We start from the raw sequence: 19,749 nt of genomic DNA, 5'->3' as shown, positions 1-19,749 counted from the left end.
CGCCGGAGCGGCCGGCGTCCGAGGAATGCCGGGACGGTCGACGTCCTCCGGGTGCCGGGACGGCCGGTGTCCGACGGGTGCCGGAGCGACCGGCGTCCGCCGTGCTGCGAAAGGACTGCTGTGACGACTGCGATGGGTGTCCACTCCGAGGTCGGTCGGCTGCGCAAGGTGCTGGTCTGCCGGCCGGGGCTCGCGCACCGGCGGCTGACCCCCGGCAACGCCGCCGACCTGCTGTTCGACGACGTGATGTGGGTGGAGAACGCCCAGCGCGACCACGCCGGTTTCGTGGCCGAGCTGACCGGGCGCGGCGTCGAGGTGGTCGAACTGCACGACCTGCTGGCGCAGACCATGGCCGTGCCCGGCGCCCGGGACTGGCTGCTGGACCGCAAGATCGTCCCCGACCAGGTCGGGCTGGGGCTGGTCGACGGCACCCGCGGCTACCTGGAGACCCTGGACCCGGCGGCGCTCGCCGAGTACCTGGTCGGCGGCCTGGCCACCGCCGACCTGCCCGGCGAGTTCCGCTCCGGCTACCTGGCGCTGGCCCGGGAGGCCACCGGCGTGCGCGAGTACCTGATGCCGCCGCTGCCCAACACCCTCTACACCCGCGACACCACCTGCTGGCTGTACGGCGGCGTCACGCTCAACCCGCTGTACTGGCCCGCCCGGCACGACGAGACGCTGCTGATGAAGGCGGTGTACGCCTTCCACCCGGACTTCGCGGGCGCCACCGTCTGGTGGGGCGACCCCGAACGGGACTGGGGCCAGTCCACCTTCGAGGGCGGCGACGTCATGCCGGTCGGCAACGGCCTGGTGCTGATGGGCATGAGCGAACGCACCTCCCGGCAGGCGATCACCCAGGTCGCCGCCGCGCTGTTCGCCGCGGGCGCGGCCCGCCGGGTGGTGGTCGCCGGGATGCCCAGGCTGCGCTCCGCGATGCACCTGGACACCGTCTTCACCTTCGCCGACCGGGAGACCGTCACCCTCTACCCGGCGATCATGGACCGGGTGCACGCCTTCTCGCTCTACCCCACCGACCGCGCCCCCGGCGTCGAGGTGGTGGACGAGGGCTCCCGGGCGTTCACCGCGGTGGTCGCCGAGGCGCTCGGCCTGCCCGCGCTCCGGGTGATCGGCACCGGCGGCGACGTCTACGCCTCCGAGCGCCAGCAGTGGGACAGCGGCAACAACGCGGTGGCGCTCGAACCCGGGGTGGTGGTCACCTACGACCGCAACACCACCACCAACGCGCTGCTGCGCGCGGCCGGCATCGAGGTGGTCACCATCGTCGGCGCGGAACTCGGCCGCGGGCGCGGGGGCGGGCACTGCATGACCTGCCCGCTGGTCCGCGATCCCGTGGACTTCTGACGGGCGGTGGGCCCCGGCGGACGACGGGCTCCTGACGGTCCGGCAGCCGAGGGGGAGGGGTGGCGGGAAGTGTTCGGCGAAGTGTTCGGAAAACCCGTGAAACATGCGGTGCCGGCCGTGCATCTATAGGGGTGACAACCCGGAACGGCCGGGTCACGGGGGTGCGATGTGATACGCGGACAGGCCGGGAACGCCGGGCCGGGAGCCCGGCGGCGGGCGGACGGCGCACCGGGCGGGGCGGCGGACGGCATATCGGGCGGCATACCCGGCGGCGGGCCGGACGGGGAGCCGGGCGCCGCGTCCGGGGGCCGGGCCGCGCGGCGGGAGGCGGCCCGGCGGCAGGGGCGACGGGGCCGGCGGCGGCTGCGGCGCTGGCAGAAGGCGGTGCTGTGGACGGCGGCCGGGGCGGTGGTGCTGACCACCGGCGCGGGCGGCTACCTGTACTACCGGCTGAACGCCAACATCCAGAACGCGCCGCTGTTCGCGGGCGAGGAGGGCGACGCCGGGAAGGAGGTGCCGGACGCCTTCGGCCGCACCCCGATCAACGTGCTGGTGATCGGCTCCGACTCGCGCGACGACCCGGAGGACTGCCGGATCGGCGGCGACTGCGGCGGCGGTGCCAACGCCGACGTCAACCTGCTGCTGCACGTCTCCGCGGACCGCAGCAACGCGACCGTGATGAGCATCCCGCGCGACCTGGTGACCGACCTGCCCGGCTGCAAGGACAAGGCCGGCAAGTCCGTCTTCAAGGCGCAGCGCGGCATGATCAACTCCACCCTGCAGGGCGGCCCCGGCTGCACCGTGGCGGCCGTCCGCAAGCTCACCGACCTCCCGATCGACCACTTCGTGCAGGTCAACTTCACCGGCGTGATCAAGATGTCGGACGCGGTGGGCGGCGTCCCGGTGTGCGTCAGCGACAACGTGTACGACCCGTACTCGCACCTGCGGCTGTCCAAGGGCGAGCACACCCTGCAGGGCATGGCGGCGCTGCAGTTCGTCCGCACCCGGCACGGCTTCGGCGACGGCACCGACACCGGCCGGTCCTCGGCCCAGCACCTGTTCCTCGGCTCGATGGTCCGCCAGCTGAAGGGCGCCGGGACGCTCACCGACCCGGGCAAGCTGCTCTCGCTCGCCGACGCCGCCACCAAGGCGCTCACCGTCGACCCCGGGCTGGACGGCATCACCAGACTGGTCGGCCTCGGCCAGGACATCAGCAAGGTGCCGTCCGAACGGATCACCTTCACCACCATGCAGATCGTCCACGACCCGTCGAACGACAGCCGGCGGCTGATCGGCCCGGGCGCGACCGAGCTGTTCCGGGCGATCGGGAGCGACCGGTCGCTCAGCGGCGGCGGCCCGCAGCCCGGGGACGCCGCCTCCACCGCCCCGTCCGCGCCCGCCGCCCCGCCCGCGCCGTCGTCGGCGCCCCCGGCCGCGACCGGACCGGACCGGAGCGGGATCACCGTCGTGGTGCGCAACGGCACCGGCGTCACCGGACGGGCCAAGGCGCTCGTCGAGGCGCTCCGGCAGGACGGCTTCGCCAAGGGCACCGACACCGGACCGAGCACCACCGCCGAGCACACCACGGTCACCCACCCCGCGGGCAGGGAGGCCGAGGCCCAGCAGGTCGCGGCCGCCCTGGGACTGCCCGCGAGCGCCGTGCAGGCCGGGAAGGGCAGCTCGATCGAGCTGCTGATCGGCGCCGACTGGACCACCGGCACCAGCTACCCGTCCGGGACCGGCGGCACCGCCCCGTCCGCACCCCCCGCCGACCCGAAGACCCTCCTGAAGGGCGCCGACGCCTCCACCGCCGACGACACCAGCGGCTGCGCCCAGGTCGGCCACGAGGGCACCGTCGAGCTGCCCGGCTACAAGGGCTCGATGACGCCGGTCCAGGCGTTCGACCGCAGCAAGGACGTGCCGCTGTCGGCGCCCTGACGGGGCGTCGGGCGGGATGTCGGGTGTGAGGCGTCGGGCGGTGGCGGGCTCAGGGGCTGACGACCACGACCTGGGAACCGCAGAGCAGCGCCAGGTCCTCCGGGTCGGAAGCGAGGACGGTGACCGGCCCGGGAACGGAGCGGGCGATCGCGGCGAGTGCGGCGTCGATCGCGTACTTGTGGCCGTGCAGACCGTGCTCGCGGAGCAGCGCTGCCGCCCGGTCACCCACGTCGCGGGTGACACCGTGGACGTCGACGCGGGAGAGGGCCCAGCGGATGCGGGCCGGGTGGATGCGTGCGCAGTCCGCCTCGATGACGGTCATCGCCGTGGTGCCGACCCGGACGCCTTCCTCGGCGGCGGCCCGGACGAGCGCGGCGACCCGGCGGTCCTTCAGGTGGAGGCGGGAGAGGCCCCCGCTGTCGAGCAGGAGCGTGCCGGGCATCAGGCGGCCGCGTTGTCGGCGGAGGAGCGGCCGTGGTGGCGCAGGACCGCGCGGGCCGCGTCGATCTCCTCGCGGGTGAGCGGTTCGTTGTCCGTCTCGAAGTCGTCGACGATCTCGCGCAGCCGGTCCATGGCCACCCGCTGCTCCAGGGCCTCCGCGACGTACGCCGAGAACCCCCCGGGGCCCACCTGGCTGCGCACGGTCTCGGCCAGATCTTCGGGGAGGCTGACCGAGTACTTCTTGCTACTGCTCATGCCATCCATCCTGCCGGGGGTGGGATGACGTTGGGGCGAGGTGCCGGCCGGTGGCGGACTCGGAGGTCGGACCGCTGCAGGGGGCGATGGGTCCCCTGGTGCGGGGGTCAGGGGGCGGCGGTGGGCAGGACGGCGAGTTTGCCGAGGTTGGCGCGGTGTTCGAGCAGGGCGGCGGCCTCGGGGAGGTGTTCCAGGGGGAAGGTGGTGCAGGCCGGGCGGAGGGTGCCGGCGGCCAGGTGCTGCCACAGGTCGGTGCGGCAGGCGGCGACGAAGTCGGGGCGGTGGTGGGCGAGTCGGGCCATGGCGAGGCCGGTGGCGGTGTGCATGCCGCGGAGCAGGGCGCCCGCGTCGAGGGTGCCGCCGGCGCCGCTGTTGACCACCAGGCGGCCGAACGGGGCGACGGCGGCGTGGGCGGCGTGCAGGGTCTCGCCGCCGACGTTGTCGACCAGCAGGTCGACCGGGTCGAGCGCGGGGAGTTCGTGGTAGCCGACCACTTCGGTGGCGCCCAGGCCGCGCAGGAAGCCGGCCTTGGCGGGGGAGCCGGCGGCGGCCACCACGCGGCGGGCGCCCAGGGCGACGGCGAGTTGGACGGCGAGGTGGCCGACGGCGCCCGCCGCCGAGGTGATCAGCACCGACTCGCCGGGGGCGAGCTGGCCGGTGCGCAGGGCGGCCAGCGCGACCAGGCCGCTGCGGACCACGGCGAGGGCCTCGGCGGCGGGCGTGTCCTCGGCCACCGGGGTGACCAACTCGGGCCTTACCAGGGCGAGTTCGGCGTACGCGCCGGAGAAGGCGACGCCGCCGACCCGGTCGCCGGGGCGGTGGACGGTGACGCCCTCGCCGACCGCGACCACCCGGCCGACCAGGTCGCCGCCGGGGGAGTGCGGGAGGGCGGGCCGGCCGTGGCCGCGCAGGGTGCGCAGCAGGGGCAGGGCGAGCCCGGCGGCCTCGACCCGGACCAGCAGTTCGCCGGGGCCGGGGGTCGGTTCGGGGGAGTTTTGGAGTCGGAGTCCGGCCGGGCCGTCGTAGCTGTGCAGGGTGAACTCGCGCATGAGGAGCGGCCCTTCGGAGATTCGTTGGATGCCCCAACGATAGCCGGAGATTCATTGGGGTGTCCAACGTTTCCGGGGGTAGGCTTCCGGCCATGGACGACCCCGCACTCACCCGCCTCCAGGCCCTCCCCAGCTGGCTGCTCGGCCGGGCCGGCTCCCTCGCCCACCGCCTGGTCGCCGAACGCCTCGCCGAGGCCGGCCTGCGGATGGGCCACCACGCGGTGCTCTGCGCCCTCGCCGAGCACGGCCCGCTGGCCCAGGCCGAACTCGCCCGCACCGTCCGGATCGACCCCAAGGACATGGTCGCGGCCCTCAACGAACTCCAGTCCCGCGCACTGGTCACCCGCGAACGCGACCCCCGCGACGCCCGCAAGAACCTCATCACCCTCACCCCGGCCGGCCGCACCCTCCTCCACCGGGCCGAACACCTCGGCCACCAGGCCAACACCGAGCTCACCGCCCCGCTGGACGCGGCCGAACGCGAACAGCTCACCGCCCTCCTCGGCAAGCTGCTGGCGGGGCGGGTGGCGCCCTGACGGGGCCGGTCGGAGGCGGTGCCCCGGAGCGGTCGGGGCGCCGCCTCCGGCGTGTCGGGGTGGCTGGGGGCGGGGGTCCTGGCGGGTGGTCGGGGCGGGTGGCCGGGCGGGTGCGGGAGGGGATAGGGGGCCGATAGGCGGGTCGGTTCGGGGGGATAGGGGCGGCCGGGAGAGTGGTGCTCACAAAGAGGCGAACCTCCGCCGAATCGTGAGGACTCGGATGATGATCGATTACCAGAACCGAACGGAGCCGAGGGGGACGGCGTCCGACCCCCTGGCTGCTGAACTGACCAGCGTCGTCAAGCGGTTCAGCAATGCCAAGGGCGAGGTGTTCACCGCGGTGAACGGGCTGGATCTGCGGATTCGGCGGGGCGAGGTGGTGGCCTTCCTCGGGCCGAACGGCGCCGGCAAGACCACCTCGATCGACATGCTGCTCGGGCTGACCCGCCCGGACGAAGGAGAGGTGCGGCTGTTCGGGACGGACCCGGAGCAGGCCGTGCGGGCGGGCCGGGTGGCGGCGGTGCTGCAGTCCGGCGGGCTGCTGCCGGACCTGACGGTCGAGGCGACGGTGCACATGCTGGCCTCGCTGCACCCGGGTGCGGACCCGGAGCGCTGCATGGCCCGGGCGGACATCACCGAGCTGCGTTCGCGCCGGGTGGCGGCCTGCTCGGGCGGTGAGCAGCAGCGGCTGCGGTTCGCGCTGGCGCTGCTGTCCCGGCCGGACTTCCTGGTGCTGGACGAGCCCACGGCCGGCATGGACGTGGTGGCCCGGCGGGACTTCTGGGCGGCCGTCCGGGAGGACGCGGCGCGCGGCATGACGGTCATGTTCGCCACCCACTACATGGAGGAGGCGGACCAGTTCGCCGACCGCGTGGTGATGGTCGACAAGGGCGTGGTGGTGGCCGACGGCTCGGCCTCCTCGATCCGCGCGGCGACCAGCGGCCGGACCGTCTCGGCGGTGCTCAGCCCGTACGAGGCCGGGCTGGTCGCCCGGACGCCGGGGGTGCGCTCCAGCACCGTGCGCGGCGACCGCACCTACTTCACCTGCACCGACTCGGACGCGCTGCTGCGGGTGCTGGTCGGCGAGACCCGGGCCCGGGACGTCGAGGTGGCGCCGCGCAGCCTGGAGGAGGCCTTCCTGGCCATCACCGAGCAAGCCCGTGAGGCCCGTGCGGCCCGTACCGCCAGCAAGGAGAACGTCTGATGGCCGCCGCCGTCCCGGCGCCCGCCGCCGCCCGCACCTCGGTCTTCAACGGGGTGAACCCGACCTTCGTCCGGTACGAGCTGCGCCGGCGCTTCAACCGCCAGACCACGATCTTCACGGTGCTGCTGCCCGCGGTGCTGTACCTGGCGCTGTTCCGCACCGCCCCGTCCGGCGGGGCGAGCCTGCCGCACGGCAACTTCGCGGCCTGGATGATGATCGGCCAGGCGGTGTACGGCGCGGCCACCGCGGCGGTCAGCTCGGCCGCCACCATCTCGGTGGAGAAGTCGGTCGGCTGGATGCGGACCATCGCCATGAGCCCGCTCACCCCGCCCGGCTACCTGCTGGTCAAGGTGCTGTGCTCGGTGCTGATGGCCGGCGTGCCGGTCGCCATCGTGGGGGTGCTGGGCACCCTGACGGGGGCGCACGCCGACGCGAACGTGTGGGTGGTCTCGCTGCTGGTGGCCTGGGTCGGGTCCGCGGTGTTCGCCGCGCTCGGCATCGGGATGGGCCTGGCGATGAAGCCCGACGTGGTGATGCACATGCCGGGCCTGACCATGACCGCGCTGGCCTTCCTGGGCAACCTGTTCATCCCGCTCAGCGGCACCATGCTGGAGGTCTCCCGCTACACCCCGATGTACGGGGTGGCGACGCTGGCCCGGTACCCGCTGAACGACGGCTTCTCCTTCCACGGGGAGCACTCCAGCGTGGCCGGCGCGGTGTTCAACCTGCTGGCCTGGTTCGCCGGGTTCTCGTTCCTGGCGGTCCGCCGCTTCCGCAAGTCCACCGGCCGCCCGTAGCGCGTCCGGAGTCCCGTCCGCACCGCACCGTCCAAGCAATCCGGCGCCCGCCACCCGGGCGCGGGCCCCACCCGAAAGGGGGTTAGAACACATGTTCGCATTCATCGCGCCGGGCCAGGGCTCCCAGACCCCGGGCCTGCTGGCCGCCTGGCTGCGCGACCCGGCCACCGCCGAGCGGGTGCGGGCCTGGTCCGAGGCCGCCGACGTCGACCTGGTCCACCTCGGCACCAAGGCCCCGGCCGCCGAGATCGCCCGCACCGAGCACACCCAGCCGCTCCTGGTGGCCGCCGGACTGCTCGCCCACCACGCCCTGCACGACGCCGTCCCGGACGGCGCGGCGGTGGCGGCCGGCCACTCGGTCGGCGAACTCACCGCCGCGGTCTACGCCGGGGTGCTGAGCCCCGCCGACGCCGTCCGGCTGGCCGCCGTCCGCGGCCGGGCGATGGCGGTGGCCTGCACCGAGGCACCCACCTCGATGGCCGCCGTGGTCGGCGGCGAGCAGGACGAAGTCCTGGACCGAATAGCCGAGTTGGGCCTGTACGCGGCGACCTTCAACGGCCCCGGCCAGATCGTCGCGGCCGGCCTGGCCGACACCCTCGACCAGCTCGCCGCCGCCCCGCCGGCCGGCGCCACCGTCAAGCGGCTCAGCGTCGCCGGCGCCTTCCACACCCCGTACATGGAGTCGGCCCGGCAGTCCTTCGAGGAGGCCGCCGCCCGGGTGCCGTTCGCCCGGCCGTCCCAGCTGCTGCTCTCCAACGCCGACGGCGCGGGCGTCGGCGACCCCGACGAGATCCGCCGCCGGCTGGTCCGGCAGGTGGTCAGCCCGGTCCGCTGGGACCTGTGCCTGCACCAGCTCTCCTCCGTGGCACCGGAGTTGACGGTGTCGCTGCCGCCCGCCAAGACGCTGGCGAGCATCCTCAAGCGCCAGCACCCCGAGCTCGAGGTGCTGTCCGTCACCACCGCCCGGGACGTCGCCCGGGCCCGGGAGCGGCTGGCCGCCCCCGCCGGCCGAGGAGTGTCCGCCCATGCCGGTGTCTGACCTGCTGGAGTACCCGCTCGGCGAGCGGGCCGAGCACCCCGCCGTGATCGACGCCCGGGGGACCCTGGACTACCGCGCACTGGGCACCGCCGTGGAGCGCGCCGTCGGCTGGCTGCGCGCCCAGGGCGTCGCCCCCGGCGACCGGGTGGTGTACGCCGGGGGCAACGACCGGGCCTTCCTGGCCCTGTTCTGGGCCACCCTGCGGGCCGGCGCCGTCTTCGTCCCGGTCCACCCGGAGCTGACCGACCACCAGATCGACCACATCGTCGCCGACAGCGGCGCCGTCCTCGCCCTCTGCCGCCCGGCGGCCGGCCGCCGGGCCGCCCGCACCGTCGAGGTCGAACCGGCCTGGGAGCAGGTGCAGGCCACCGCCCCGGACCCGTACCGGGCCGAGGTCGACGAGGACGCGGTCGCGCTGCTGATCTACACCTCCGGCACCACCGGCCGCCCCAAGGGCGTGGTCTGCCCGCACCGCCAGATCCTCGCCGCCGTCGACGCCGTCCACGCCTGCCTCGGCTACCAGGAGCAGGACGTGGTGCTGTGCCGGCTGCCGCTCTCCTTCGACTACGGCCTCTACCAGGCCCTGATGTCCGCCCTGGTCGGCGCCACCCTGGTGCTGGCCCGGCGCAGCGAGGACCGCGGACTGCTCCGGCTGATCGAGCGCACCGGCGTCACCGTCGTCCCGCTGGTGCCCTCGCTGGCCCAGATCCTCACCCTGCTGCAGGGCAAGCTGCACCGGCCCACCAGGGTCCGGCTGTTCACCAACACCGGCGCCCGCCCCGGCCGGGCCGTCACCGCCGAACTGCTGGAGCTGTTCCCCGGCTCCGAGTTCGCCTCGATGTACGGCATGACCGAGTGCAAGCGGATCTCCATCCTCGACCCCGACGAGTACGCCGCCCACCCCGACTCGGTCGGCCCGGCCATCCCCGGCGACCGGATCCGGATCCTGGCCGCCGACGGCATCGAGCTCGGCCCCCGGGAGACCGGCGAGATCACCGTCACCGGACCCACCGTGATGGCCGGCTACTGGGGCATCCCGATCGAGGAGCAGAGCCGGTTCGTCCGCCGCCCCGACGGCACCCTGGAACTGCGCACCGGCGACAAGGGCTGGCTCGACGAGGACGGCCGGCTGTACTTCGTCGGCCGCGACGACGACATCGTCAAGCGCCGCGGCATGCGGATCGCCCTCACCGAGGTCGAGGACGCCGCCGAGCGGATCCCCGGCGTCAGCGCCGCCGTCGCGCTGCGCCCCGAGCCCGAGGGCGCCCCGCTGCTGCTGGCCGTGCACGGCACCCTCCCGCCCGAGCGGGTCCGCGCCCTGCTGGCCGACCGGCTCGACCACAGCCGGATGCCCGACCGGGTCGTCCCGATCACCACCGTCCCGCTCACCGCCAACGGCAAGCCCGACCGGGCCGCCGCCAAACGCCTGGTCGAAGCCGCCGGGGCCGCCGACGAGCCGACCGCGAGCACCGCCCCGCAGACCACCGCATCCCCGAGGAGCAGCCATGAACCAGTCGCAGTTTGACCAGCTCGTCGAGCGGACCTGCTCCGTGCAGGTCACCGACTCCGAGACCCCGCTGGTGGACCTGGGCGTCGACTCCCTGCACACCATCGCCCTGCTGATGGCGATCGAGGAGGAGTTCGGCTTCGAGGTCGACCCCGACGCCCTCGCCGACCCGGCGCTCGCCTCCCCGGCCGGCCTGCTGCGCTACGTGCACACCCGGACCGCCGCCCCGGCCGGGATCTGAGGGACCGACAGCCATGTGGACCGACACCAGACCCCCGGCCGAGATGCCGAAGCTGTTCGAACGGGGCACGGACGTGATCTCGCTGGCCGGCGGCCTGCCCGACCTGGACGTCCTGCCGCTCGCGGAGATATCCGCCCAGCTCGCCGGGCTCGTGCGGCTCGGCGGCAAGCTCGCCCTGCAGTACACCACCCCGCACGTCGCCAAGGCCCTCGTCCCCGCCGTCGCCGACCTGATGGCCCGGGAGGACGGCCACGCCGACGCCGGCAACCTGATCCCCACCAGCGGCTCGCAGATGGGCCTGACCGCCGTCGCACTGGCCCTCGGCAGCCCCGGTGACACCATCCTGGTGCAGACCCCGGCCTACCCCGGCGCCACCGCCGCGTTCCGCACCGCCGGCCTGCTGCCGCACGCCGCCGCCGAGGACGCCGACGGCCTCGACCCGCAGCAGCTGCGCCGCGACGTCGCCGCCCTGCGCGCCGCCGGGCACACCGTCCGGCTGCTCTACACCAACCCGACCTTCCAGAACCCGACCGGCGCCACCCTCGCCGTCCCGCGCCGCACCGAGATCCTCGCCGCCTGCCGCGAGCTCGACCTGCTGCTGGTCGAGGACAACCCGTACGGGCTGCTCGGCTTCGACGGCACCACCACCACCCTGTTCCAGGCCCTCGACCCGCAGCAGGTGGTCTACCTCGGGACGTTCTCCAAGATCTTCGCGCCCGGCCTGCGCTCCGGCTGGATCGCCGCCCCCGAGCACCTGCGGTACGACCTGGCCCGGGTCGCCGAGATCATCTCGCTCTCGCCCTCCGCGCTCGCCCAGGGCGCGCTGGCCGCCCACTACGCCCGCTCCGGCTGGACCGACCTGATCGACCGCTACCGGGACAGCTACCGCGAGCGCTGCGCCCTGATGGCCGACGCGCTGGACGCCGAACTCGGCGCCGACGGACCCTGGCAGTGGCAGCGCCCCGACGGCGGCTTCTACCTGTGGCTGCGCCACCGCGACCGGGCCGACGCCGGACCGTACGCGCTGGCCGCCGCCGCCCGCGGCGTCTCGGTCGTCCCCGGCGGCCACTTCTCGATCGACGGCGAGCACGCCGACGGCCTGCGGCTGTGCTTCAGCAACGTGCCCCGCAAGAAGATCACCGAGGGCATCGGCCGGCTCGCCGCCGCCCTCACCGAAACCCCGTCGGCGCAGCGCGAGCCGTCGGAGGTGGCCGGATGACCGCGCCCGCCGTCGAGGCCGCCGGCACCGACTGGGCGGACTTCGGCCCGCACCACCGGCTGGCCGGCACCGACTGGAAGGTCTGGGGCGTCGGACTGCTCCGCAACGCCGGCTTCCCGGTCTCCGGCCTCGACCTGGTCGGCGGCACCCGCGCCCCGGCCGCCGCCGCCCGGCTCGCCCCCGGCGCCCCCGCCGACCAGGAGTTCCTGGCCGCCTACCGGGAGGACGCCGCCCGCGAGAGCGCCGCCCTCGCGGCCCTCGCCGCCGACCCGAAGCTCCGCCTCGCCGTCGCCTGGCAGAACCGCACCTTCTTCCGGCTGCTCGACTCGCTGGCCGCCCCCGGCGGCCAGGAGGCCAAGCGCCGCCAGCGCGAACGCACCCTCGCCATGTACTGGCTGCGCTACTGCGCCAAGGCCGAGACCATCGGCTTCTTCGGCCCCGCCGCCTGGATCGGCGTCGGCCGCACCGACCGCGCCATCACCATCGAGAACGGCCCCGCCCTGGTCGCCGCCTCGCACACCGCCCTGGAACGCTGGACGGTCGCCGCGGTCGCCGACTGGATGGCCGAACAGCCCGGCGCCCGCTGGTGGTTCCCGCCGATGCTGCGCCCCGACGTCCACCTGGACGGCGAGCAGCTGGTGCTCCCCACCCGCAAGGTGCTGCGGCTGCGCCCCGAGGAGGCCCAGCTGCTGCGGCTCGCCGACGGCGACCGCAACGCCGAGCAGCTCACCGACCTGCTGGTCGCCGAGCACGGCTGGGACGCCGCCACCGCCCACCAGCGGGTCGAGAAGGCGCTGGGCCGGCTGCTGCGCCAGCGGGTCCTCGGCTGGGACGCCAACATCCCGGTCGACGTCCGGGCCGAGGAGGTGCTGCGCCGCCGGGTCGACGCGATCGGCGACCCCGCCCTGTTCGTCCGCTACGACGCGGTGCTCACCGAACTCGCCCGGCTCAAGGACGCCGTGCACCGGGCCCGGACCGCCGAGCAGCTGGTCGAGGCGCTGGACGCGCTGGACGCCCACTTCGTCGAGGTGACCGGCCAGGCCGCCTCCCGCGAGGAGGGCAAGGCGTACGCCGGACGCACCCTCAGCTACCAGGACGCGCTGCGGGACTGCCGGATGGAGCTCGGCCGGGACTTCCTGGACGGCATCGCCCGCCCGCTCGCCCTGGTCGCCGACGCCGCCGACTGGTTCGGCAACCGGCTCGCCGAACTCGTCGAGGCCGAGGTGGCCGGCTTCGTCCGCAAGGCCGCCGGCCGGCTGCCCGCCGGCGCCGCCGTCACCCTGGCCGACGTCTGGCCGCAGACCCTGGCGCTGTTCTGGGGCGAGCACGACCACCCCGTGCAGCAGGCCGTCCGGGAACTCGCCCTGAAGTGGCGCGAGGTGATCGGGGAGGTGCCCGAGGGCGCCACCCGGGTCGACCTGGCGGTCGACCGGATCGCCGACCGGGCCCGCGAGGTGTTCGCCACCGGGCCGGTGCGCTCCCCGCACCTGGCCGTGCACAGCCCCGACCTCCAGGTGGTGGCCCGCTCGGTCGACGCCGTCAACGCGGGCGAGCACCTGGTGGTGCTCGGCGAGATGCACGCCTGCCTGGCCACCCTCGACCTGCCCTTCCTGGACTGGACGGCCGGCGGCGGCTCGGTGCGCGACAAGGTCAACCGGGCGATCGGCGCCGAACGCCTGGTGCCGCTGCTCCCGGTCGGCTGGAAGCGCAACAGCGGCCGCATGGTGCCCGCCCCGATCGGCGAGGGCGACCGGCTGATCGGCTTCACCCGCGCCCCGTTCGACCAGCGCGGCCGGATCGAGCCCGCGGTCTCCGTCACGCTCGCCGAGCAGGACGGCACCGTCACCGCGACCACCGCCGACGGCCGCTCCCGCTCGCTGTCCGAACTGCTCGCCGTACTGATCTCGATCATCGCCTGCGACGCCTTCAAGATCGGCCTGGACCGCCCGCACGCCCCCCGGGTCACCCTCGACGACCTGGTGCTGTTCCGGGAGACCTGGCGGGTGCCGCTGGCCGGCCTGGCGCTGCCCGGCAAGGCCGACCGGCACCGCGACTACCTGGCGGTGCGCCGCTGGGTGGCCGACCACGGCCTGCCGGACCGGGCCTTCGTCAAGTTCCCCGAGGAGACCAAGCCCTCCCTGGTCGACTTCACCAGCCCCGCGCTGGTGCTCTCCTTCGCCAACCTCGTCCGCCGGGCAGTGCAGGCCGACCCGGACGCCGGGGTGACCGTCAGCGAGCCGCTGCCGGCCACCGAGGAGTCCTGGCTGCCCGACGCCGACGGCGAGCGCTACGTCAGTGAGCTGCGGCTCCAGATCAGCCGAGAGGTGCCCCAATGACCGTGCTCGTCCCCGACGGCGCCACGGTGCGGGCCCGCCCGCACCGGCCGTCGGACCCCGACATCGTCGCCACGATCGGCGGAACCCCGCTGGTGGCGCTGGACCGACTCTTCCCGCCCGCCCGCTTCCAGGTGTACGCCAAGTGCGAGCGGTTCAACCCCGGCGGTTCCATCAAGGACCGCGCCGCCAAGTCGATGGTCGAGCAGGCGATCGCCACCGGCCGGATCGTCCCCGGCGTCTCCACCGTGGTGGAGTCCTCCTCCGGGAACCTGGGCATCGCGCTCGCCCAGCTGTGCAACTTCCACCGGCTCGGCCTGGTCATCGTGGTCGACCCGCGCACCACCCCGCAGAACCTCGCCATCATGCGGGCCTACGGCGCCAAGGTGGAGGTGGTCGAGCACCGCGACCCCGCCACCGGCGAGTACCTGCCGGCCCGGATCGCCCGGGTCCGGCACCTGCTGGACACCCTCCCCGACGCCTGGTGGCCCAACCAGTACGCCAACGAGGACAACGCGCGGGCCCACCACGGCACCATGCGCGAGATCGTCGAGGCGCTGCCCGCCGCCCCCGACTACCTGTTCCTGGCGGCCGGCACCACCGGCACGCTGCGCGGCTGCGCCGAGTACCTGCACGACCAGCAACTGCCCACCCGGGTGGTCGCGGTGGACGCCGTCGGCAGCGTGATCTTCGGCCCGCCGGAGCCCTGGGAGTCCTCCCACCGGCGCACCATCCCCGGCCACGGCGCGGCCGTCGTCCCCGCCCTGCTCAGGCCGGGCCTGGCCGACCGGGTGGTCAAGGTGACCGACTCGGAGTGCATCCGCGGCTGCCGCAGCCTGCTCGCCGAGGAGTCGATCCTGGCCGGCGGCTCCTCCGGCGCGGTGATCGCCGCGATCGGGCAGTCCGCCTCCTGGATCGAGCCCGGCTCCACCTGCGTGGCGGTGCTCCCGGACGGCGGCGACCGCTACCTCGACACCATCTACGACGACCAGTGGGTCGAGTCCTACCTCCGGCAGTACCTGCCGCCCACCGAGCAAGAGAGAGAAACGATATGAGGATCCTCGGCCGGGAGGACGTCCGGACCGCCCTGGCGGGCCTCGACGCCACCGTCGTCGACCTGGTCCGCAACGCCTACGTGCTGCACGGCCAGGGCAAGTCCGACCTCCCCTTCTCGACCTTCCTGCGCCCGCTGCACCGCTCCGACTCGCGGATCATCGCGCTGCCCGCCTACCTCGGCGGCCCGGCCCCGGTGATGGGCCTGAAGTGGATCTCGTCCTTCCCGGAGAACGTCAAGCGCGGGATGCAGCGCGCCAGTTCGCTGTGCATCCTGAACGACCTGGAGTCCGGCTACCCGCTCGCCCTGATGGAGGGCAGCCAGATCTCCGCGGTGCGCACCGCGGCCGGCGCGGCGCTCGCCTCCGGCCTGCTGAACGCCGGGCGCGAGGTCCGCACGGTCGGCCTGGTCGGCTGCGGCACCATCAACCAGCGGGTGGTGCACTTCCTCGACCAGGTGCACGAGGAGCTGGAGACCGTCCTGCTGCAGGACGCCTTCCCGGAGCGGGCCGAGGTGTTCGCCGCCGAACTGGCCGCCGAGTACCCGCACCTGTCCTTCCGGGCCGCCGCGCTCGGCCAGGTGCTGACCGCCGACACGGTGTCGATCGCCACCACCGACTCCTCGTACTGGCTCGACCTCGCCGACCACCCGCAGCGCCCGCACGGTCAGGTGGTGCTGCACCTGTCGCTGCGCGACCTGTCGGTCGGCTCGGTGCTCGGCGCGGTCAACGTGGTCGACGACGCCGACCACGCGATCCGCGAGCAGACCTCGCTGCACAAGGCCGAGCAGCAGGCCGGCCACCGCCGCTTCGTCACCGCCGAGATCGGCGCGCTGCTCGACGGCACCGCCGAACTCCCCGCCGACGCCCGCACCGTGGTGTTCTCCCCGTTCGGCCTCGGGGTGCTCGACCTGGCCGTCGCCGAGGCGGTGCTGAACGCCGCCGAGAAGGCCGGGCTCGGCACCGAGGCCGAGGGCTTCGACCCGGGCACCCACAAGGTCACCTCCAACCTCACCGGGAGCGCGGCATGACCGGTCTCTTCCCCGAGGGCACCCGGGCCGTCGTCACCGGCGCCTCCCGCGGCATCGGCGCGGCCATCGCCCTCCAGCTCGCCGAGCACGGCTGCGACGTCGCGCTCAACTACCGCTCCAGCGCCGGTAAGGCCGAGCAGCTGGCGGAGAAGATCGAGGGCCTGGGCCGCCGCGCCCTGCTGGTGCGGGCCGACGTCTCGGACGAGGCGCAGGTCACCGCGATGTACAAGGAGATCCGCACCGCCTGGGGCGGGGTGGACGTCGCGGTCCTCAACTCGGGCATCACCGCCGACGGCCACTTCGCGGCGATGAGCGCCGCCAAGTGGCAGGAGGTGATCTCCACCAACCTGACGGGCGCGTTCCTGACCGCCCGCGAGGCCACCAAGCAGATGTACGCCTCCGGCGGCTCGATCGTCTTCATCGCCTCCACCTCCGGCATCGCCGGCCGGGTCGGCCAGGCCAACTACGCCGCCTCCAAGGGCGGGGTGATCGCGATGGCCAAGACGCTCGCCTACGAGGGCGCGCCGAAGAACATCCGGGTCAACGTGGTCGCGCCGGGCTTCATCGACACCGACATGGTGAAGAAGGTGCCCCGGGCCCAGCTGAAGGAGGCCGCGGCGGCGATCCCGCTGGGCCGGATGGGCACCCCGGAGGAGGTCGCGCAGGCGGCGGTCTTCCTGGCCGGCCCGGCGGCCTCGTACATCACCGCCAAGGTGCTCACCGTCGACGGCGGGATGCTCTACAGCTGACCCCCCTCCGTTCGAACTGACGTTCCACCAACTCCCACCGAGAGGAAGCCCCACCATGTCCACCGCCACCTTCGAGGACGTCCGGACCCAGGCCGAGCAGCGCCTGGAGAAGAACCTGAAGATCAAGTCGATGATCATCGAGCGCCTGGGCCTGGACGCCGAGGCCGAGGTCGTCTCCGACAACCAGCCGCTGTTCGGCCGCGGCCTGGAGATGGACTCGCTGGACACCCTGGAGATCGTCGTCATGATCAACAACGAGTACGACGTGCTGATCAGCGACGACGACTTCGAGGCCTTCGGCTCCATCAACGCCCTGGTCGACTTCATCGAAGCCCGCGAGGTCTGACCGTGACCACCGCCCCCGCCCCCGCCAGGGCCGCGGCCGCCGCCAAGACGGCCGGCCGGGAGAAGCCGAAGACCTTCGCCTACTCCTCCGACGACATCAAGCGGATGCTCCCGCACCGCTGGCCGATGCTGATGATCGACCGCGCCTACGACGTGGTCCCCGGCGTCTCCGGACGCGGCGTCAAGAGCGTCTCGGTGAACGAGCCGTTCTTCGCCGGCCACTACCCCGACCACTCGATCATGCCCGGCGTGATGATCGTCGAGGCGATGGCCCAACTGGTCGCCGTGGTCTACGTCGCCGAACTGCTGGAGGCCCCGGCCCCCGCCGCCGGGGAGGAGCCCGCCGACCCGTCGGCCAGCGTCGGCTACCTCGGCTCGATCAGCTCGATGAAGTTCTCCCGGCTGGTCGTCCCCGGCGACCAGCTCACCCTCGACGCCAAGCTCGGCCAGAAGCTCGGCGGCCTGCGCTCGGTCTCGGTCCGGGCCTCGGTCGGCACCGAACTCGCCGCGGCCGGCTCGCTGATCGTCACCACCGAACGCAAGGGCTGACCCGGCGTCACCCCAGCGGACCAGCACAGACAAGGAGGTGTGCCATGTCCATCACGATCCGCCCCTACCAGGAGGGCGACGCGCACGACATCGCCGAGCTGTACAACCGGCACCGCGACAACCCCAACCCGGTGGCGGGCGGAATCACCGGCGCCGAACTGGAGCGCGAACTCGCCGAACGCGACACCGCGACCTTCCTGATCGCCGCCGAGGACGGCCGCGTGGTGGGCACCTTCGGGCTGTTCCACAGCACCGGACGGCGCTCCGCCCGGGCCGGCGAACTGATCGCCGACATGTTCTTCGTCGCCCCGGCCTACCGCAACGGCGTCATCACCGGCCGGCTGTTCACCGAGGCCGTCGAATGGATGATGCGCTGCGGCTGCCTGGTGCTGCGCCTCACCGTCAACCCGGCCAACACCGTCGCCTTCAAGCTCTACCGGCGGGTCGGCTGCGTCTCGGTCGGCGAGACCGTCCCCGGCGAGGACGGCAACGTCGAACTGCACAACTACATCCCGCTGATCCTGCGCAGCGTCTTCCACGACCTCGGCCCCGAGGCCGTGGCGGAACTCGGCAAGCTCAGCAGCTTCGGCAACGTCACCGACGGCCGGGACGGCGAACTCCGTTCCGACGTAAGGATGGTGGACGGAATCCGGACCGTCGCCTACGCTCTGGCCCTCGGCACCTTCAAGCTCACCGCCACCATCGACGTGGACCGCGGCCTGATGCTCGACGCGGCCCTCACCGGCCCCGACGACACCACCCGGCAGCTGCGGATCGCCGAACCGCCCTACCAGGTCAAGGCCCCCGGCGACGGGCAGCCGCACCGCTTCGGCGACCACGGCCTGACCGCCGAACTGGACGCCGCCGAAGGCACCCTCACCGTGCACGCCGAGGGCCACCACGGACCAGTGTTCGTCTCCACCTGGCCCAGCGCCGAGGCCGACCGCTCGGCCGGCTGGCGCGAGGGCCAGGCCCGGGAGCTGGAGATCGAGCCGGTCGACCACGGCGTGCGGGTCTCCGAGCACACCGGCGGCAACCTGGTCACCGGAACCCTCACCCTGCACCAGGGGGTGCTGCACCAGGAGTTCCGCTACACCACCCGGCCCGGCCGGATCTTCCAGACCGTCGGACTGCGCCAGGGCGACTTCACCCTGACCGGCCCCGACGGCACCGCCGAACAGCACCCGATCGGCACCGGCCTCGGCGTCCGCGACACCTCCGAGGTGGTCGCGGCCGCCCGCACCGCCCCGGCCGGCAGCGCCCTCGCCTGGACCGACGGCACCAACCGGGTGGAACTCCCGGCCGGCCACCCCGTCCGGCTGATCACCACCACCCTGGTCGAACGCCACCTCGAGCCCGACGCCGACGGCACCGCCCGCCTGCGCACCGAGCTCGCCACCGGCCCCCGCCCCGCCGCGACCCGACCGGCCGCGGACGCCCGACCCCTCGACGGGCAGCGCAAGCTGACCGTCAAGGCGGCGGCCGGCGGGATCACCGGCTGGACCGAGGACGGCACCAAGGTGCTGCGCAGCCCCGCCCCCCGCACCCGGCCCTTCGGCTGCAACCCGCGCTGGAGCGCCGGAGCGTGGGTCACCCGCGAGCACCACCGGCACAGCCTCGCCACCGGCCTCGGCTGGGGCGTCCCGACCGAACCCGCCTGGGAGCAGAAGCACCCGCTCGGCCTGGCCGCCCCGCAGGAGCGGATCAGCTGGGAGGTCACCGCCCCCGAGCAGTGCGCCCGGCCGGTCCGGATCGACGTCCACGCCCCCGGCGCGGACGAGGAGACCGTCCTGTGGCTCACCCCCGACACCCCGGCCGACACCGCCGTGGTGCTCGACTCCGCCGGCACCCGCCGCGAACTGGACAGCGCCGGCTTCCGGCAGGTCTGGGCCGCCGCCGCCGCGGTCCGGCTCAGCAGCGGCCACTGGCTGCACGTCGCCCCCGCGGGCGACCCCGGCACCCAGGAGATCGTCCTGCGCACCACCTCCTCCGGACTGCTGATCGGCTGCGCCGCGGCCGGCACCGAAGCCGCCTGGCAGCTGTCCGTCCACCCCGCACCCGCAATCTGACGCACCGTCAACTCCTCGAAAGGACACCGAAGA

19 protein-coding genes are annotated in these 19,749 nt (G+C 74.0%); 16 read left to right on the top strand and 3 right to left on the bottom strand.

Annotated elements, in window-relative coordinates; translation table 11 throughout:
- Positions 1-132 precede the first annotated feature (132 nt).
- Together EDD39_RS05015 and EDD39_RS05010 are read left to right on the top strand one after the other, a co-directional pair.
- Positions 133-1,362, top strand: coding sequence for an arginine deiminase (locus EDD39_RS05015; protein WP_030460279.1), 1,230 nt, complete (start codon positions 133-135; stop codon positions 1,360-1,362).
- A 384-nt stretch (positions 1,363-1,746) separates the two neighbouring features.
- Positions 1,747-3,300 (top strand): LCP family protein, encoded by a 1,554-nt coding sequence (locus EDD39_RS05010; RefSeq protein ID WP_123553638.1) that lies wholly within the window; start codon positions 1,747-1,749, stop codon positions 3,298-3,300.
- A 49-nt stretch (positions 3,301-3,349) separates the two neighbouring features.
- Here EDD39_RS05010 and EDD39_RS05005 read toward each other — a convergent pair whose 3' ends face one another.
- From EDD39_RS05005 to EDD39_RS04995, 3 genes are all read right to left on the bottom strand, one after another.
- Complete coding sequence (locus EDD39_RS05005; protein ID WP_123553636.1) at positions 3,350-3,742, bottom strand: DNA-binding protein; 393 nt, start codon at positions 3,740-3,742, stop codon at positions 3,350-3,352.
- Positions 3,742-3,996, bottom strand: a complete 255-nt coding sequence (locus tag EDD39_RS05000) for a hypothetical protein (protein WP_123553634.1) — start codon at positions 3,994-3,996, stop codon at positions 3,742-3,744. The genes EDD39_RS05005 and EDD39_RS05000 overlap by 1 nt, the downstream gene beginning before the upstream one ends.
- Before the next feature lie 107 nt (positions 3,997-4,103).
- Entirely contained in the window at positions 4,104-5,045 is a 942-nt protein-coding gene (locus EDD39_RS04995) for a quinone oxidoreductase family protein (protein ID WP_123553630.1), read from the bottom strand.
- A 92-nt stretch (positions 5,046-5,137) separates the two neighbouring features.
- On the opposite strand from EDD39_RS04995, the gene EDD39_RS04990 reads away from it, so the two are divergent.
- The 14 genes from EDD39_RS04990 to EDD39_RS04925 all read left to right on the top strand — a co-directional run bounded on the left by EDD39_RS04990 (position 5,138) and on the right by EDD39_RS04925 (position 19,716).
- Positions 5,138-5,581: a MarR family winged helix-turn-helix transcriptional regulator gene (locus tag EDD39_RS04990; protein ID WP_123553628.1), complete on the top strand. Its 444-nt coding sequence runs from the start codon at positions 5,138-5,140 to the stop codon at positions 5,579-5,581.
- Between the two features lie 223 nt (positions 5,582-5,804).
- On the top strand, positions 5,805-6,785 hold the full coding sequence (locus EDD39_RS04985; protein WP_123560143.1) for an ABC transporter ATP-binding protein: 981 nt from the start codon (positions 5,805-5,807) through the stop codon (positions 6,783-6,785).
- Positions 6,785-7,582 carry an ABC transporter permease gene (locus EDD39_RS04980; protein ID WP_035955325.1) on the top strand — a complete coding sequence of 266 codons (798 nt, stop codon included), beginning with the start codon at positions 6,785-6,787 and terminating at the stop codon, positions 7,580-7,582. The genes EDD39_RS04985 and EDD39_RS04980 overlap by 1 nt, the downstream gene beginning before the upstream one ends.
- 91 nt (positions 7,583-7,673) lie before the next feature.
- Entirely contained in the window at positions 7,674-8,621 is a 948-nt protein-coding gene (locus EDD39_RS04975) for an ACP S-malonyltransferase (protein ID WP_123553626.1), read from the top strand.
- A complete protein-coding gene (locus EDD39_RS04970; protein WP_123553624.1) occupies positions 8,608-10,146 on the top strand; it encodes a class I adenylate-forming enzyme family protein in 1,539 nt (512 codons plus the stop codon). Before EDD39_RS04975 ends, EDD39_RS04970 begins: the two co-directional genes overlap by 14 nt.
- A complete protein-coding gene (locus EDD39_RS04965) occupies positions 10,127-10,369 on the top strand; it encodes an acyl carrier protein (protein ID WP_030460288.1) in 243 nt (80 codons plus the stop codon). The genes EDD39_RS04970 and EDD39_RS04965 overlap by 20 nt, the downstream gene beginning before the upstream one ends.
- 13 nt (positions 10,370-10,382) lie before the next feature.
- The gene (locus tag EDD39_RS04960; protein ID WP_123553622.1) at positions 10,383-11,588 is read left to right on the top strand and encodes an aminotransferase-like domain-containing protein; all 1,206 of its coding nucleotides are present in this window, start codon (positions 10,383-10,385) and stop codon (positions 11,586-11,588) included.
- On the top strand, positions 11,585-13,924 hold the full coding sequence (locus tag EDD39_RS04955; RefSeq protein ID WP_123553620.1) for a lantibiotic dehydratase: 2,340 nt from the start codon (positions 11,585-11,587) through the stop codon (positions 13,922-13,924). The genes EDD39_RS04960 and EDD39_RS04955 overlap by 4 nt, the downstream gene beginning before the upstream one ends.
- The gene (gene sbnA, locus EDD39_RS04950) at positions 13,921-14,976 is read left to right on the top strand and encodes a 2,3-diaminopropionate biosynthesis protein SbnA (RefSeq protein ID WP_123553618.1); all 1,056 of its coding nucleotides are present in this window, start codon (positions 13,921-13,923) and stop codon (positions 14,974-14,976) included. The genes EDD39_RS04955 and sbnA overlap by 4 nt, the downstream gene beginning before the upstream one ends.
- Complete coding sequence (gene sbnB / locus EDD39_RS04945; RefSeq protein WP_030914222.1) at positions 14,973-16,004, top strand: 2,3-diaminopropionate biosynthesis protein SbnB; 1,032 nt, start codon at positions 14,973-14,975, stop codon at positions 16,002-16,004. Before sbnA ends, sbnB begins: the two co-directional genes overlap by 4 nt.
- Positions 16,001-16,753, top strand: coding sequence for a 3-oxoacyl-ACP reductase FabG (gene fabG / locus EDD39_RS04940; protein WP_123553616.1), 753 nt, complete (start codon positions 16,001-16,003; stop codon positions 16,751-16,753). Before sbnB ends, fabG begins: the two co-directional genes overlap by 4 nt.
- 55 nt (positions 16,754-16,808) lie before the next feature.
- Complete coding sequence (locus tag EDD39_RS04935) at positions 16,809-17,099, top strand: acyl carrier protein (RefSeq protein ID WP_030460294.1); 291 nt, start codon at positions 16,809-16,811, stop codon at positions 17,097-17,099.
- Positions 17,096-17,647, top strand: a complete 552-nt coding sequence (gene fabZ, locus EDD39_RS04930) for a 3-hydroxyacyl-ACP dehydratase FabZ (RefSeq protein WP_123553614.1) — start codon at positions 17,096-17,098, stop codon at positions 17,645-17,647. Before EDD39_RS04935 ends, fabZ begins: the two co-directional genes overlap by 4 nt.
- Before the next feature lie 44 nt (positions 17,648-17,691).
- Entirely contained in the window at positions 17,692-19,716 is a 2,025-nt protein-coding gene (locus EDD39_RS04925; RefSeq protein ID WP_123553612.1) for a GNAT family N-acetyltransferase, read from the top strand.
- The last annotated feature ends 33 nt before the right edge of the window (positions 19,717-19,749 follow it).

Origin of the sequence: Kitasatospora cineracea (genome assembly GCF_003751605.1) — a bacterium.
Lineage (GTDB): Bacteria > Actinomycetota > Actinomycetes > Streptomycetales > Streptomycetaceae > Kitasatospora > Kitasatospora cineracea.
The sequence above is the reverse complement of the archived record's forward strand: the minus strand, read 5'-3'. Positions and strand labels throughout refer to the sequence as shown.